Source organism: Herbaspirillum sp. 1130 (genome assembly GCF_017833835.1).
Lineage (GTDB): Bacteria > Pseudomonadota > Gammaproteobacteria > Burkholderiales > Burkholderiaceae_D > Herbaspirillum > Herbaspirillum huttiense.
On sequence record NZ_JAFICQ010000001.1, the window covers coordinates 929,646 to 946,541 of the forward strand.

Consider the following 16,896-nt stretch of genomic DNA (forward strand, 5'->3'; position numbering starts at 1 on the left):
CCCGAACAATCGGTTGTTCGGGGGCTCTTCACGCTACGGCTCAATTCACACGCAACGCCAGCAATTCCACCGGCAAGCTGCCCAGAATGTCAGCCACCACAATGCTGCCGCCGCGTTCGCCATCAGGCATGGCGCACTCCTCCAGCTCACCCTGGCCACTGGTGAGCACGCTGCGCCAACGGCGCATGCCGCCGCCAGCATGCGACAGGACCTGCGGAATGGCGATGCGCGTATCGCCCCAGGACTCGGCGGAGACCAGCGGCAAGGCCTCTTCGCGGCGTCCCTCGAAGGACAGCAGATGACCGGCCAGGCGCGTGCAGATCACCAATGTTGCCTCAAGCGCGTGCTCGCCCCCTTCCTGCACCGGCAATAGCCGGGCAAAGGCGATCACGTGCCGCGCCAGCTTGCCGTGGGTAGTCAACGGAACATAAGCACCCTGCGCAAACAAGAGCGCATGATCGCGCCGGTACTGCAGCACAGCGTGAATCAATTGCTGCTTGGCGCTGCCGCTCTGCCAGTCACGCAGCGACACCGGCCGGCTGACGGCATCGGCCAGACGCCGTTCACGCAAGGCGAAATCCACCGGACGACGATTGTCGGGATCGACCATGCTCAAATCCCACAACTCGCTGCCCTGGTAGAAATCCGGTACGCCCGGCGAGGTCAGCTTGAGCATGGTCTGCGACAGGCTGTTGACCGTGCCCAGCGGTGCCAGCCGGCGCACGAAATCTTCCAGCTCGGTGAGGAAAGGATGATGGCGCGGATCGAGTCCCGGATCACACAGCAGCGCGCGCGTAAAGCGCTCGCAGGCCGCCTCGTAGTCAGTCTGCGGCACCACCCAGTCGCTGCGGCGCTTAGCTTCGCGCAAGGCCTTGCGTTGCCAGGCGATCACGCGCTCGGCCAGCTCGCCCAGTGCACTCAGGTCATCGTCACCGGCACGCATGCCGTCGGGCCAGGCACCGACCAATGTCTGGTACAGCATGCATTCATCGACTGCATCGATGCCGCCCTGCTGGCCCGCCGTCGCCGCCACGATGGGCGCGTTCAATTGATGCCAGTGACGCAGCACCGTGGACCATTCCTCGGCAATTTCGGAGAGCGCGGCAAGCCGCATGCGGGCATCCTCCCCGCGCTTGTGATCGTGGGTGCCGGTGGCCAGCAGGGTGCCCGGCGTCTGCTCGGCGCGTCTGGCCGCGAGCCGGTGGAAGTGCGACACCGACAGTGACAGATGGGCCGGCTCGGCACCGACTTCATTGCGCGAGAGCAGTCGGCCAAAGCGATAGAAGGCCGTGTCCTCCATCGACTTGGCCGTCAGCGGTGGCGTCAGTTGCTGGAATCGCGCTATGGCACGCAGCTGCAGGGCGCGGCGATGCGCATCGCGACTGTCCAGCAACAGGTCCCCGCCCAGCCAGCCTTCCACCACATGCAGCGTGGCATGGTCGGCCGCATGCAGCGTGGCCTCGGCCTTCTGCACGGTGCTGGCCAGCAGCTCGCGCTCTCCGGCCGGCATGCCCTGCGCGTTGGCGTAGGTACGGTAGACCGGGAAATGCACCAGCAGCTCGGCCACCGCACGGCGGATGGACATGAGCGTCAGGTCGCGCGTCTGCGTGGCGCTGCGCGCCAGCTGATGCAGGCACAGTGTCAGGGCATTGAATTCCGCAGCAAAATTGCGGACCAGGAAGCTGCGCCGCGCCTCCTGCACGATGGTCGGGAAATGGCACAACTCGCCCGGACCGTGGCTCTCCAGCTGATCGCGTGTCACCGGCAATTCGCCGACGATGTCGCGCCAGAGTTCGTCCAGCACAGGCTCGCCTTCGCCATCGTGCAGCACCGCTGCGCATTGGTCCATGAACTCGTAACCGGTGGTGCCGTCGAGTTGCCAACCGGGTGGCAGGCTTTCGTCGCCGGCCAGAATCTTCTCGGCGATCAGATAGGGTTCGTGACCGGGGCGCAGCGATCGCAGGCGCTCACGCAGACGCAGGCAATAGGTAGCAGGATCGGTCAGGCCATCGATATGGTCCAGCCGCAAGCCATCGATGATGCCCTCGGCATAAAGCCGGAAGATCTCTGCATGCATGGCCTCGAAGACGTCTTCGCGCTCCACGCGCATGCCTACCAGTTCGCTCACTTCGAAAAAGCGCCGCCAGTTGATCTCATCGGCGGCATTGCGCCAGTACGCCAGACGATAGTGCTGGCGCTCCAGCAATTGATGCATGGCACTGCGGCCATGCGGCTGGCTGGCCGAGAACGCAGCGAGCGCGGCGTCGATGTCGCCCAGCGCCTCGGGATCGGCGGCCAGGGCGCGCAATTGCGCGCGGGCGGAATCGGCGCGGCCATCCTTGTTCTCCTGCGCGGGATCGATGGCGGCAAAGGCAGCGATCACATCCTTGAGCCGCGCACTGCCTGCCGTTTCCAGTACGGCGGCGTAATCCGTCGGAGTGAGCGGGAACACATTGTCGTGATGGGCAATCTGCAGCTCGCCGTGCTCGGCATCAAAGCGCAACACCAGCTCGCCCGCCTCCAGCGCTTCCGCATAGGGTTGCCCCAGGAAAGGCAGCAGGACCTTGCCGCTCAGGGCCGGATCGGGGCTGTCCCAATGGATGTCGAACCATTCGGCGTGGCGGCTGTGGCGGCCCCAGCGCAGCACGTCCTGCCACCAAGCATTGTGATGGCCCACGGCCATGTGGTTGGGCACGATGTCGACCACGATGCCCATGCCCTGTGCGTGCAAGCGCTGGTGCAAGTGGCGCAGTCCGGCTTCGCCGCCCAGTTCGGGATTGATGCGAGTGGCATCCACCACATCATAGCCATGGGTGGAACCGGGGCGGGCCACCAGAATGGGAGAAAGATAGAAGTGGCTGATGCCCAGGCGGTGGTAGTAGTCCACCGTCGCGGCCGCCTGCTCGAAACGGAAATCGCGGTGCAGTTGCAGCCGCGCGGTGGCGCGCGGAATGCCGCTGTGCGCCGAAAGGTCTGGCGATACGGAAGGGGCTGGCATCAAATCTCCTTGGCGGTGCCGCCGCGCACGCGGCGCAGGCGCTCCAGCCTGGCCTTGGCGGCGTAGGCGGAAAACAGTTGCGGCGTGTCTTCCGGCAAACGGCGACGCCAGTTGGGGTGAGGCTCGGTCATGCCGGGCAGATTGGGTTGCTGGGTCAGGCCGAGGATGTCTTCCACCGGCACCACGGCCAGCGAGGCGGGCGTGGCGGCGACGTAATCCAGTGCGGCATCGACCACCATGGCACAGTCGTCCAGCGCAACGGGCAAGGCGGACTCTTCGTCGCCTTCCTTGAGGGCCGGCGCAGCTTCGGGCAGCGGGCCGCTCGCGCAGCCCTGCTGCACCAGTCCTTGCCAGAGCTGGCTGCGCTCTTCGCGGCGCTGCTCACGGGCGGCCGGCAAGCCGTCCTCCAGTTGGCCGAGACGCTCGCGCCAGGCCAGATCGGCACCGGACCACCAACCGGCCACCGTCGGCAGGTCGTGCGTGGTCGTCACGGCAATGGCCTGACGCGACCAGTCCGAGGGCGGCAGGAAACCCGTCTTCTCACGCTGGAACCAGAGCACGCGAATACCGGAGACACCCGCCTCATCCAGCACGGTATCGAAGCCGGGCGGCACGGTGCCCAAGTCCTCGCCGATGACGATGGTCCGATAGCGCCAGGACTCCAGCGCAATCAGGCGCAGCATGTCCTGCTGGGGGAAGGATACATAGGCCCCGGCATCGGCCTCTCTCCCCTGCGGCACCAACCACAGGCGGTTCAAGCCGAGCACGTGGTCGATGCGGACCCCGCCGCCCTGCGCGAAGGTCGCACGCAACATGGACAGGTAAGCACGATAGCCGGTGCGGCGCAGGGCCAGTGGCGAAAACGCGCCCAGCTCCCAGTTCTGGCCCTGCGGGGCCAGGCGATCCGGTGGCGCGCCGACGGTCAGGCCGGCGGCGATCTCGTCCTGATGGCTCCAGGCCTGGCTGCCGCCATTGTCGGCACCGACGGCCAGATCGGCGATGAGACCGATCGCCATGCCCGCCACGCGAGCGCTATGCTGGGCCTCTGCCAGTTGGCGTGCCGCCTGCCATTGCAGGAACAGGTGAAAGTCGATCTCGCCTGCATGTTCAACGGCGAAGGCCTGCATCTCGGGCGTATCGGGATGGCGTCCAGCCTCGCCCCATTGCCGCCAGTCGCAGCAACCGGTGACACCCTGACTGCTCAGGTGGTGGCTGTAGGCTTCGAACAAGGCGTGTGCGCGCAGTGCGGCACCGCCTTCGAGCTGGAAGGCGGCGAAGGCCGCCTGCTGCGTGGCATCGCCTGCGTGCTCCGTGCGGAACAGCGCATGAAGCCGGCGCAGCAGCGTCATGCGATGCGCACCGGCGCGCGCCCAGTCGATCAGGTTGGATTGTTGCAGGCGTTGATGCGCGGCGATCATTTCCGAGCCGCCCTCGGCCAGCACCTGGGCCTGGGCATCCGCACCGAGAATGCCGGCCGGATCGATCAGAAACGGATTGAGGAACAGACGGCTGGACGGCGAATACGGGCTGCTGCGGCCGGGATCGGCGGCAAACATGGCATGCACCGGCGACATCGCCAGCGCGGCTGCACCATAGCGCGCGGCCAGCGGTGCCAGTTCGGCCAGCGCGCCGAAGTGGCCGATGCCGCCGTCGCCATAGACCTTGCGCGCTTCCTTGAGGCTGTCGCTGCGCAAGCCATAGACCTGCGCAGCCAGCGCCCAGCCGCGCTCGCGTCCCTGCTCGGCCAGTGCATCGGCAATGGTGTAGCAACGCGGCGGTGCGATGGCCAGCGTCAGGATGTGACCTGCCACCAGCAGGCGGTGATAGCCGGGGACATCAATGGGCGGCAAGGTCGGCGGCGCGTTCAGATCGGAGGAGATCAGCAGGGTCAGGCGGGCACCGTTGTCCAGCTCCACGCGGCAGGACAGTCCATGCAAGCGCGAATGCGCAGGCAGTGTAACCGGCTGATGCTGTACGCCCGTCAACAGCGGAGGCAGGTAGCCTACCGCGTGCTCGCGGTCGAGCTGCGCCAGGCTGTCACGGCAGTCGCTGGCCGTAGCGCAGGGCAGGCCCAGCGCTTCCAGGATCGCCTGCAAAGCCTCATCGGCGACGACCTGCGGCTGGTCGTAAGCGTCGATCCAGTGGACGGCAATGCCGGCACGTTCTGCCAAACGATATAAATCGTTTTCAGACGAGGACGAATTCACCGGGGCAATGAGTTCGGGGGCCGCTGACGCAGCCGGCTGGCGCAGGGCGGCGTTCATGCTGCGCTCCCGGCCTCGGCGGCGGCCGGAGGTTCGCGCAGTGCCAGGATGGCATGGCCCGGGAAGCTGCCGGCGGCCAGCGCCTCCAGTGCGCCGCCACTGTCGAAGAGCACGTCGGCGCCGGCCGGCCGGGCCAGATCGTCCAAGGCTTCCTGCAGCGGCGCTTCGTCGAGATTGACCGTGATGTTGAGGACGCTGCCATTGGCCAGTTGCCAGCGCGCGTGCACGGCCTTGGGACCGATGGCGCGCGCCTCCAGCGACTTGGCTCCACGCAGGTAAGGCACGATGTGCAGCTTGCGGATGTGCAGCAGCTCGGCGACGCGCCGCAGGCAAGCCGCTGAACCGGGTGCCGGACCGGGCTCCGGAATGGAGGACACGAAGGTGGCAAAACTGTTGGGATCCGGAATTTGCTCCAGCAGCTTGGGATCGGCAAATTGCGGGAAGCGCGCGAACTCGCGTCGACGCCCTTCCCGTACTGCCTTCACCAGTTCTTCGTCGCGATGGCTGGTGAAATACAGGAAAGGCTGCACCGCGCAGAACTCCTCGCCCATGAACAGCATCGGCACCTGCGGTGCCAGCAGGATCAGGGCCTGTGCGGCGTGCAAGGCCAGCGGATGGGCCAGCACGGTCAGGCGCTCACCGAAGGCGCGATTGCCGATCTGGTCGTGGTTCTGCAGGAAATTGACGAAGGCCGTGGGCGGCAGGTCCGCACTGGGCTCGCCACGCGGCTCACCGGAATACGGCGAAACCTCGCCCTGATAGACGAAGCCCTGTTGCAGGCAGCGCGCCAGTTTCTCGGCGGGGGCCTCGGCATAGGCGCTGTAGTAGCCGCTGTCCTCGCCGGTCAGCAGCACGTGCAGGACGTGATGGGCATCATCATTCCACTGCGCATCGTAGACATGGCTGGAGCGCTCGCGCACCTGGCCGATCTCGGCCACTTCCGCCTCGGCCTCGACGGCAGCGGCATAGCCCAGCAGATGCGCGGCGTTGCCGTCATGCTCCAGCACCAGATGCACATGGCGTTCCTGGCCGATCTCGGCGCGGACGCGCTGGCCCAGCGCCACCAGCCAGTCGGGCTCGCAGATGGCGTGCACGGCATCCAGGCGCAGGCCATCGAAACGATATTCCTGCAGCCAGTACAGCGCGTTCTGGGTAAAGAAGTCCGCCACTTCCGGCCGGCGGAAATCGATGGTCGCACCCCACAGGGTATTCATGTCATGGCGGAAGAAATCCGGCGCATAGCTGTGCAGGTAGTTGCCATCCGGCCCGAAGTGGTTGTAGACCACGTCGAGGAAGACCATCATGCCCAGTCCATGCGCAGTATCGATCAGCGCCTTGAGCTGGTCCGGCGTGCCATAGCTGGCATCGGGCGCGAACGGCAGCACGCCGTCATAGCCCCAGTTGTGAGCCCCGGGGAATTCGGCCACCGGCATCAGTTCGATGGCGGTGATGCCCAGCTCGGCCAGTTCGGCCAGGCGCTGCTGGATGCCGGCAAAGCCGCCCATTGCGCCCGGATGCAATTCGTACAGCACGGTCTCTTCCCACGGACGCCCCTGCCAGTTCGTGTGCTGCCAGAGGAAGGCTTCCGGATCGACCACCACGCTGGGATCGAAGACATCGCCGGCCTGGCCGCGCGAGGCCGGGTCCGGTGCGCTCACTTCGCCCTGCTCGCGGGTCTGGAACACATAGCGATACAGGGTGCCCGGATCACACTCGGTCTCGAGCACGTACCACGCCGGGGAGGCCGTATCCTCGGCGCTCATGGGCAGGCGGCCACGGCCGGTGATGTCCACCGCGACCGCGTCGGCACCGGGTGCCCAGACGCGGAAGCGCACCTGGCCGGGCGCGGTGACCTGCGCGCCGAACGGCAGCTTCACGGAAAAGCGGGCACTCATGCGCGTTCTCCCCATTCGTTGCGTTTGATCCATTCATTGGCGGCCAGCGGATAGATGGCCGAAGACAGATGCAAGGGCCGGTTGGCAAACACCTGCAGGGTGTGCGCCTGCACTTGCACGGAGGCGCTGCCGTCGACCTTGACCTGGCCGCCCTCTCCTTCCGGCATGCCGGTCGGCTGGGCGCAGTCGAGCAGCAGGAAGTACTCGCCCTCGGTACGCGGGAAGCTGAATTCGATCGGCTCGTGACCGGCATTGACGAAGATCATCAGCACATCGGGCGGCACTTCCTGAGCCTCCCCCGGCCCGTCTGCAGCGGCACCGGCGCCGTCATGCAGGCGTGAACTGAGCTGCTTGTGCGGCTCCAGCCGCTTGCCCGCCAGTTGCAGGGTAATGGCGCGCGCCACCGGGTTGTTCCAGTCTTCGCTGGTGACCGGTTGCGCCGATTCATCGAACCAGGCCACATCCGGCAAGCCATCGGCCACCATCTGGTTGCCATGCAGGAAGTAACTCGCACGCAGGACGTCGAAGTCGCGCCGGATCGCCGTCACGCGGCCGACGAAGGCGGTCAGCGCGGCACCTTCTGGCGAGCGGGCCTGTTCCCAGTTGATCCAGGAAATGTCGTTGTCCTGGCAATAGGCATTGTTGTTGCCGCCCTGGCTGCGATTGAACTCGTCACCGGCCAGCAGCATCGGCGTGCCCTGCGCCAGCAGCGTGGAGGCCAGCATGGAGCGCTGCACACAGGCGCGGGTGGCCTGGATGGCGGGATCATCGGTCTCGCCTTCAGCGCCCCAGTTGTAGCTGGCGTTGTCGTTGTGGCCGTCGTTGTTGTTCTCGCCATTGGCGTCGTTGTGCTTGCCGTTGTAGCTGACCAGATCGCGCAGCGTGAAACCATCGTGCGAGGCGATGAAGTTGACCGTCGCCCAAGGCTTGCGGCGATTGTGCTCGAACAGTTCGGCCGAGCCCATCATGCGCTGGGCAAAGCCGCCGCGCATGGCTTCATCGCCCTTCCAGAACTTGCGCATGTCGTCGCGGAATTTGTCATTCCACTCGCCGAAGCGCGCCGGATGATTGCCGAGCTGGTAGCCGCCGGGGCCGATATCCCATGGTTCGGAGATCAGCTTGAGCTTGGACAGGACCGGGTCCTGCAACAGCGCATCGAAGAAGCCCGAACCCGGATCGAAGCCATGCGGCTCGCGTCCCAACGTGGAACCCAGATCGAAACGGAAGCCGTCGACATGGAAAGACTGCGCCCAGTAGCGCAGCGAATCCATCACCATCTGCAATACACGCGGATGCGACAGATTGAGCGTATTACCGCAGCCGGTATCGTTGATGTGATAGCGCTCCTGCCCCGGCAGCAGACGGAAGTAACTGGCGTTGTCGAGGCCACGGAAAGACAGCGTGGGTCCGAGTTCGCTGCCGCAGCTGGTGTGGTTGTACACCACGTCGAGAATCACCTCGATGCCGGCGCTGTGCAGGCGGCGCACGGCCATGCGCAATTCGTTGGGATCGCCCATGGACATGTAGGACGGCTCCGGTGCGAAATACGACAGCGTGCTGTAGCCCCAGTAATTGGAGAGGCCGCGTTCGATCAGGAAGCTGTCCTGCAGGAAGGCGTGCACCGGCATCAGCTCCAGGGTGGTGACACCCAGGCGCAGCAGGTGATCGATGAAGGCCGGATCGGACAAGGCGGCGAAGGTGCCGCGCTCATGCGGCAGCAGATCCTCGCGCATCTTGGAAATGCCCTTGACGTGGGCCTCGTAGATCACCGTCTTGTTCCACGGCACCTGCGGCAGGCGATCGTGTTCCCACACGAAGGCATCATCGGTGACCATGGCCTTGGGCATGGCGGCGGCACTGTCGCGACGATCGAAGGACAGGTCGGCACGTGCCGAGTGCAGGCGATAGCCATAGAGCGCATCGGTCCAGCGCACCTGGCCGACCAGGCGCTTGGCGTACGGATCCAGCAGCAGCTTGTTGGGATTGAAGCGATGGCCCTTGGTCGGCTCGTAAGGACCGTGGGCACGGAAACCATAGACCAGGCCGGGCGCGGCACCGGGCAGGTAGCCGTGCCACACTTCATCGGTACATTCGGGCAGCGTGATGCGCTTGAGTTCGCGCTTGCCGGAGGGGTCGAACAGGCAGAGGTCCATGCGGGTGGCATTGGCCGAGAACACCGCAAAATTGACCCCCAGGCCGTCGGAGGTGGCACCGAGGGGGTAAGGCAAGCCTGGCATCAGGCGATCAGGAAAGGCGACGCTCATTATCAGGACTCTCTACGCAGGATCAGGGTGGATAGCGGGGGCAGGTTCAGTTCGATGGAAGTCGGGTGGCCGTGCCAGCCAAATTCCTGCACTTGTACCTGGCCCAGGTTGCCGCTGTTGCTGCCGCCATAGACGGCGGCATCGGTATTGAGCACTTCGCGCCAGACGCCATGATGGCCGGGCGCGATCGGAGGCACGCCGATACGGTAATGGGTGCGCGGTACCGGGGTCAGGTTGACCACGATCAGCACTGGCGGACCCTCATCGGCATAGCGGAAATACGCCAGCACGCTGTTGACGCTGTCGTCGCCCACCGCCCAGGAGAAACCGTCGGCGCGGCAGTCGCGCTGGTGCAAGGCCGGCTCGCTGCGATACAGATGGTTCAGGTCGCTGACCAGCTGGCGCAACTGGCGATGGCCCGCAGGATGGTCGCCGTGCTCGTTGAGCAGGTGCCAGTAGGGCGACTTGTCGTGGTCGAACTCGTCAGGCTGGCCGAACTCGCTGCCCATGAACAGCAGCTTCTTGCCGGGATGCGTCCACATGAATCCGTAATACGCACGGACGTTGGCGAAGCGGCGCCATTCGTCGCCGGGCATCTTGTTGAGCAGCGCGCGCTTGCCATGGACCACCTCATCGTGCGATATCGGCAAGATGAAGTTTTCCGAGAAACCATATAGCAAACCGAATGTCATGTCGTGATGGTGATAGCGACGGAACAGCGGGTCATGCTGCATGTAGCGCAGGGTGTCGTTCATCCAGCCCATGTTCCACTTGTAGCTGAAACCCAGGCCGTGATGGTCGGCCTCGTTGCTGACCTCGGAGGTCACGCCGGGCCAGGAGGTCGATTCCTCGGCGATCATCAGCACGCCAGGGCAGCGCTGTGCCACCACGGTATTGAGTTCGCGCAGGAAGGCCACGGCCTCCAGGTTCTCGCGGCCGCCGTGGATGTTGGGTACCCATTCGCCGGACTTGCGGCTGTAGTCGCGATACAGCATCGAGGCGACCGCATCCACACGCAGGCCGTCAACGTGGAAGTGTTCTATCCATTCCAGGGCGCTGGCGATCAGGAAGCCGCGCACTTCATTGCGGCCGAGGTTGAAGATCAGCGTATTCCAGTCCTGATGGAAACCTTCGCGCGGATCGGCGTGCTCATACAGCGCGGTACCGTCAAATTGCGCCAGGCCATGCTGGTCGCTGGGGAAATGCGCCGGCACCCAATCCAGCAGCACGCCGATACCGGCCTGGTGGCAACGGTCGACGAAGGCCGCAAAGCGTTCCGGTTTGCCGAAGCGGGCACTGGGCGCAAACATGCTGATGGGCTGGTAGCCCCAGGAGCCGCCGAAGGGGTGCTCCATCACCGGCATCAGTTCGATATGGGTGAAGCCCATGCCGACCACATAGGGGATCAGCTCATCGGCCAGCTCATCCCAACTGAGGTTGCGGTGCGCCTGTTCGGGGATGCGCCGCCACGACGCAGGATGCAGCTCATAGATGGACATCGGTGCCGACAGCGACTGGCGCTGCGCGCGCTCGGCCATCCACTGCTGGTCCTGCCACAGGTAAGGACGGGCATCCGCCACGACCGAGGCGGTGGCCGGCGGGGGCTCGGTAGCGCGCGCGACGGGGTCGGCCTTGAGCGGCAGCAAGGCACCATCGCGGCCCAGGATTTCGTACTTGTAGACATCGCCGGGGCCGATGCGCGGGATGAACAGTTCCCACACGCCGGATTCGTGGCGCAGGCGCATGACGTGGCGGCGGCCGTCCCACTGGTTGAAGTCGCCGACTACCGAGACGCGCTCGGCATTCGGTGCCCACACCGCGAAACGCGTGCCGGGCACGCCGTCGATGTCCATCGGACGTGCGCCCAGGCAATCAGCCAGCTGGCGATGCCAGCCTTCGCGCAACAGGTGCAGGTCGAGCTCGCCGAGCAGGAGGCCGAAGGCATAGGGGTCTTCCGTGCTTTGTACGCTGCGGCTGCCGTCCGGGATCAACCAGTCCACTTCAAGCACATAAGGCACTTGATGGCGACCCTGGTCGAGACCGGTGGCCACACCACTGAAGAAACCGCTGGGCTGGCCATGCAGCTCGAACTGCTGCAATTCGCCCAGCAGCACACCGCTGTGACGGCAGCGCACACGCACCGCTGCCGCGCCGGGATGGAAGGCGCGGATGGCAGAAACGCCACAGGACTGGCTGGCATAGCGCGGGCCGAGCAGGCCGAAGGGCTGTGTCAGGCGGCCGGCCAGCAAGGCTTCGAGCAGGCCCTGCTCTTCAAGGGAAAGGGACAAGGCGGTTTGTTCCGGGAATTCAGAGGGATGAGAGTAATGAGAAGAAGACGGCGGCTGCGCCGAAGCGGAACCGGGCGCGGCCGAGCTGGCGTCGGAAGTCTCTTCCTGGGGCGTCGTGGACGCCCTATATGCCGTGACAGACATGCCGGACATGCACACTCCTGTTGTTGTTATCGGGGTTGATCGAAACATCGCAAAACAGCGGAATCAAAACAGCTGAATCAAAAACCGGCGCGCTGAGGGCGGCGCGCCGGCAAACACTCTCCCTGCCCGGTCCATGCGGACCGGGTAAGGATCAAAACAGAATCACAAGGGGCGCAACGCCGGCGCAATCGCCCCGGCGCCTCGTCGTTCAGGCAGCCGCCACGGCGGCCGGTACGCCGACCACGCCGGCCAGTGCCGCAGCGATGGCGGCCGCCGGACTGACCATGCGCTCCGGCTGGGCGTGCGCCTGGGCAGCAGGACGATCCACCGACAATGGACGCGGTGCGAACAACGGGCGCACCGCCATGTCGGCCACGTGCGCATAGGCGTCGATGTAGGCGCGGGTCGGGCCAGCCCAATCGCAGTCGATGCTCATGGCATTGCGCTGCACGCTCTGCCAGCGCTCGGTGTCGTTGTACAGTGCGAAGGCACGGGCCACGGCGTGCTGCATGTCGGCGGCGCTCTCGCCTTCGAACAGGACGCCGGTGGCGCGCTGTGGATCGCGGTCGGCATCGCACACGGTGTCGACCAGGCCACCGACGCGTGAGCCGATGGGGATGGCACCGTAGCGCATGGCATACAGGGGAGTAAGGCCGAAAGGTTCAAAGCGGGTCGGGTGCAGCAACATGTCGCTGCCCGCATGCAGGGCGTGCGCGCGGCGCTCGTCATAGCCGATGTGGACCGCGATGCGGCCGCGATAACGCTCGGCCAGATCAAGGAAGGCGGCTTCGTAGTCGTGATCACCACAACCCAGGATCACCACCTGCAGGCGCGGATGGCGCTCCATGATGCCGGGCAGCGCTTCGATGACGACATCGGCCATCTTCTGATGCGAGATGCGCGAGCCCAGGCCCATGACAGGTGCGAAGGGATCCACTGGCAAACCGAAGAGCTTTTGCAGGTCGCGCTTGCAGGCAGCCTTGCCCTTCATGTTGCCGATGCTGAAGTTGCGGGCGATGAGCGGATCATCGGCGGGATTCCACAGTTCAGCATCGATGGCATTGGGAATGGCGCGCAGATCCAGCTTGCGGAAGGAAAGAATGCCGTCCATGCCGCAGCCGAAGCGCGGGGTCATGATCTCTTCCGCGTAGTTCTTGCTGACGGTGGAGACGCAATCGGAGAAACGAATGCCGGCCTTGAGGAAGGACAGCTTGCCCCAGTACTCGACGCCGTCGCCGGTCAGCAGATGTTGGGGAATGCCGATCTGCTCGGCCGACTCCAGCGCGAAATTGCCCTGGAAAGCCAGATTGTGAATTGTCAGCATGGTGCCGATGTGATCCAGCCCGCGCAGCTTCAACAGGCAGGGAATCAGACCGGCGTGCCAGTCGTTGGCATGCACCACGTGCGGCACCGGCAGGCTGGTTTCACCGGCGCAGATGGCCACAGCGGCGTGCGACAGATCGGCGAAGCACAGCGCGTTGTCGCTGAACTCGACGCCGTCGGTATCGACGTAAGGATTGGCCCCGCGCTGGCGGAAGCGCGCCGTATCCAGCAGCAGCGCCGGCACGTCGGTACCGGGGATGGTGCCGCGCAGAATCCGGCCGGCACCGCCGGGCAGGCCGTGCTTCAGGCCGATCTGCACCGTGTCGCCGAGATTGCGGACCGCCTCCGGATAGGCGGGCATGAGGATGCTGGCATCGATGCCGACTTTGCGCAGCGATACGGCCAACGCGGTAATCACGTCGGCCAGGCCACCGGTCTTGACGAGCGGTACGGCCTCTGAGCTGACTAACAGAACTCGAGCTTGCAAGATGGACCCCTAATGTGTGAAAGCACCTGAGATGGAAAGCACCCTTGGCTCGTCGCATCGCATAGGTCTTCGTCCTGGCCGTGGCTTGATCCGGGGGCCGGGGCGAAAACACGTCCTTGTTGTTGTGTTGGACTGGACAGTCTTTTGAGCGCCGATGATTACGTTATACGGATCGGCAGATCCGCTCACTATCGGACAGCGGCCTGAGATGGCGTAGGATGAATCCTACTGTTGCAGCGCGGCGAAAAAGCCCACGCCTCAATGCATCGACGATCACCATAAAGCAACAAGCCGGCATCGCACAGCCGGCTTGCGCTCTTCAATCACGGAAGAGCTCGCCACGCTGCACCGCCAGATGAGCTACCTGAATGGCTAAATGATTTACGGGAAAAAGCGGCTCAAGGTGCCGTCATTGAAACGCCCTGGATCGAGGGTTCAGGGCGCAGGGTGCGAAGAGTTTTCAGCTTAACGAGCCGATGCCTCAGACGCAAATTGAACATCGCTATCCGCTGGCGATGCGCATTGCCTGCCTGTATCCCTCATCCATGGCATCGGCCTTGATCGCTCAGGATTCGACGCGGAAACCGATCTTCAAGCCCACCTGGAAATGGCCGATGCTGCCATTTTCCACATGGCCACGGCATTGCGTGACCTCGAACCAGTCCACGTTCTTGACAGTCTTGGCCACGTCGGCAAGGGCATTGCGGATCGCTTCATCCGTGCCGTTGGGCGAGCTGCCGACGACTTCGATGATCTTGTAGGTGTTGGAATTGTCTTGCTTGCGTTCGGTCATGGGAACTCCTTCCTGATGGGGATGGGCTCATCGGACGATGAGGCGAACCGATAGCCTAGCCGGGCCATTGGGCGGACGGCATCGGCCAACGCCAGCAGCTTGCGTAGGACAGCAGGTGGGAAAGCCATCCCGCGCAGGACAGACGACCGATCAGATCAACTCGTTTTTTGCTTCGCAGCAAATTTACCCGGAGCCGCCCTGCCATTGCCGCAAAACAAGGATTGCCGGTCTTCAACAGTGCGTGTCTTCCTACAAAAATTTAAGCCGCTCAATACCTGTTGCAGCGCAACCAAACCGGCTAATATTGCATCATCTGGCTTGCTAAAACGTTCATATAACGTATAGCTGCCCTGCCCGCCCTGATCCGTTCCGGCGGGCCTGCACGAGATTTTCATCCCTTGGAGATCATCATGTCGCAACTCAACCCCGGCGTTACCGTCACTGCACCCGCAGGCGCACCCGTGAAGGTCATCAGCGCACCGCCCGAAGACCTGCAACACGTCAACGACGATGCCGCTGCCGCCCGCAACCTGACGGCGATCCGCATTCGCGGCCAGCTGGCAGAACTGGATGTGGAGCGTCAAGACGCCTGAGGCTGTTCTCCGCTCTGGCTTTTTGACACCAGGCTTCACGCCGCCACGGCCGGAATCATGATGGGCAGCCTGCCCTGACGGATTCCGGCCGTTTTCTTTTCTTTTTCTTCATATCGACCGTAAACCACCCTCCCCTCGGCTCAACGCAGTCCGAGACGTCTGGCCAGCCGGTTCAGGTTGGCCCGGTCCACCCCCAGCTCCCGCGCCGTCGCGGCCAGGTTGCCGCCATGGCGTTCGAGACACTCACTGACCAGCTTGCGCTCGAAGCGCTCGACGGCTGCACGCAGGCCTTCGCCCGGCTGCGCGGGTTCAGCTTGTGCGCTCGCCGCAGTGTCAGGCGAGGCTAGCGGGCGGGCGGGATGCCCCAACTCCAGCGCCGCCGCATCCAGCGTCAGGATGGCGGGTCGTTTTGGCTGCGATGCCAGGGCGCGCAGGGCGCTGCGCCCGATCAGGTGTTCCAGTTCGCGGATGTTGCCGGGCCAGGCGTAGTCCAGCAGTGCGCGCTGGGCATCGGCTGCCAGGCGCAGACTGGACAAGCCCAGCCGCGCCCGGTTCTGCTCCAGGAAATATCCGGCCAGCAGCAGCACATCGCGCCCGCGCTCGCGCAGCGGCGGCACGCGGATCGGGAACACCGACAAGCGGTGATAGAAATCCGCGCGGAAATGGCCGCGCTTCACTTCCTCGGCCAGGTCCCGGTTGGTGGCAGCGATCAGGCGCACGTCCACGCGGTGCTCGCGATCTGAACCGACCCGCTGCAGCTGCCCGCTCTGCAGCACCCGCAGCAGCTTGGCCTGCACCGCCAGCGGCAGCTCCCCGACCTCATCCAGAAACAGCGTACCGCCATCGGCCATCTCGAACTTGCCGCGACGGTCTGCAACCGCTCCCGAGAAAGCCCCCCGCACGTGGCCGAACAATTCACTTTCGACCAGCGTATCGGGCAAGGCTGCGCAGTTCAGGCTGATCATGGGCTTGTGCGCACGGGGCGAGGCTGCATGCAGGGCGTGGGCCACCAGTTCCTTGCCGGTGCCGGTTTCGCCGGTGACCAGCACCGTCATGTCGCTGGGGGCGGCCATGCGGATCTCGTCCAGCAGCTGTTGCTGGGCCGGACTCTGGCCGATCAGTTCGCGCTTGCCCTGGCTCTCCTCCAGCCCCAGCCGATAGGCTTCGGCGCGCTGGCGTGCCTGTTCGCCAGCGGCGGCCAGGTCGTCGATGCGTTCGGCCACATGAACGGTGGCAGCCGCCAGCGCCGCAAAAGCCTGCAGCGAGGCCATGTCGACACCATCGAAGCGCCCTGCACCCAACGCATCCAGCGTGACCAAGCCCCACGGGCGGCCATTGACCGAGAGCGCACAGCCCATGCAATCGTGCACTTCCAGCGCGCCGGAATGGGCGTCATTCAAGCCATCGACCAGACCGTCGTAGGGATCGGGCAGGCTTGAATCGGCAGGAAAGCGTGTCGGCCCGAGATTGGCCAGCAGTACGCCGAAGCGCGGATGGTCGGCGATGCGGAAACGGCGGCCCAAGGTATCGCTGGAAAGTCCGTCGATGGCCAGCGGCACCAGCAGCTCGCCCTCCAGTCGCAGCAAGGCTGCAGCATCGCAGGGGAACAGCGTGCGCAAGGTCTGCAGCAGGCGGCGATAGCGCTCGCGGTCATCGATCTGGCGCGACAGGTCGGCTACCAGCGGGAGCAAGGCGTCGAGCAGGACTTTTGAGGTCATATTGACTTCCAAAGGAAGATTGATTGGTCATTATGACACAGGTCATAAATACACCAACCGCTTGCAAGCTACTGATTTTATTGGCATTCGAAAGTGGCACGCCTTTTGTAATAGCAAGAGGGTCCCGGA

At 64.7% G+C, this 16,896-nt stretch carries 9 protein-coding genes; 1 reads left to right on the forward strand and 8 read right to left on the reverse strand.

Annotation, left to right across the window (positions count from 1 at the left end; all coding sequences use genetic code 11):
* Nucleotides 1-40: 40 nt before the first annotated feature.
* The 7 genes from treY to JOD78_RS04095 form a co-directional block, all read right to left on the reverse strand.
* Complete coding sequence (gene treY / locus JOD78_RS04065) at nucleotides 41-2,998, reverse strand: malto-oligosyltrehalose synthase (RefSeq protein WP_209569678.1); 2,958 nt, start codon at nucleotides 2,996-2,998, stop codon at nucleotides 41-43.
* Complete coding sequence (gene malQ / locus JOD78_RS04070; RefSeq protein WP_209569677.1) at nucleotides 2,998-5,262, reverse strand: 4-alpha-glucanotransferase; 2,265 nt, start codon at nucleotides 5,260-5,262, stop codon at nucleotides 2,998-3,000. The genes treY and malQ overlap by 1 nt, the downstream gene beginning before the upstream one ends.
* Entirely contained in the window at nucleotides 5,259-7,157 is a 1,899-nt protein-coding gene (treZ, locus tag JOD78_RS04075) for a malto-oligosyltrehalose trehalohydrolase (RefSeq protein ID WP_204726469.1), read from the reverse strand. Before treZ ends, malQ begins: the two co-directional genes overlap by 4 nt.
* Complete coding sequence (gene glgX, locus JOD78_RS04080; RefSeq protein WP_209569675.1) at nucleotides 7,154-9,421, reverse strand: glycogen debranching protein GlgX; 2,268 nt, start codon at nucleotides 9,419-9,421, stop codon at nucleotides 7,154-7,156. Before glgX ends, treZ begins: the two co-directional genes overlap by 4 nt.
* 2 nt (nucleotides 9,422-9,423) lie before the next feature.
* Nucleotides 9,424-11,862, reverse strand: coding sequence for a 1,4-alpha-glucan branching protein GlgB (gene glgB, locus JOD78_RS04085; RefSeq protein WP_209569673.1), 2,439 nt, complete (start codon nucleotides 11,860-11,862; stop codon nucleotides 9,424-9,426).
* A gap of 199 nt (nucleotides 11,863-12,061) precedes the next feature.
* A complete protein-coding gene (glgA, locus tag JOD78_RS04090) occupies nucleotides 12,062-13,663 on the reverse strand; it encodes a glycogen synthase GlgA (RefSeq protein WP_134136460.1) in 1,602 nt (533 codons plus the stop codon).
* Between the two features lie 565 nt (nucleotides 13,664-14,228).
* Entirely contained in the window at nucleotides 14,229-14,456 is a 228-nt protein-coding gene (locus tag JOD78_RS04095) for a dodecin (protein WP_034330632.1), read from the reverse strand.
* A gap of 410 nt (nucleotides 14,457-14,866) precedes the next feature.
* Here JOD78_RS04095 and JOD78_RS04100 point away from each other — a divergent pair, with 410 nt between their 5' ends.
* Nucleotides 14,867-15,049 carry a hypothetical protein gene (locus JOD78_RS04100; RefSeq protein ID WP_034330630.1) on the forward strand — a complete coding sequence of 61 codons (183 nt, stop codon included), beginning with the start codon at nucleotides 14,867-14,869 and terminating at the stop codon, nucleotides 15,047-15,049.
* 140 nt (nucleotides 15,050-15,189) lie between these two features.
* Here the strand turns inward: JOD78_RS04100 and norR are convergent, their stop codons facing one another.
* A complete protein-coding gene (gene norR / locus JOD78_RS04105) occupies nucleotides 15,190-16,767 on the reverse strand; it encodes a nitric oxide reductase transcriptional regulator NorR (protein WP_209569670.1) in 1,578 nt (525 codons plus the stop codon).
* Nucleotides 16,768-16,896 lie beyond the last annotated feature (129 nt).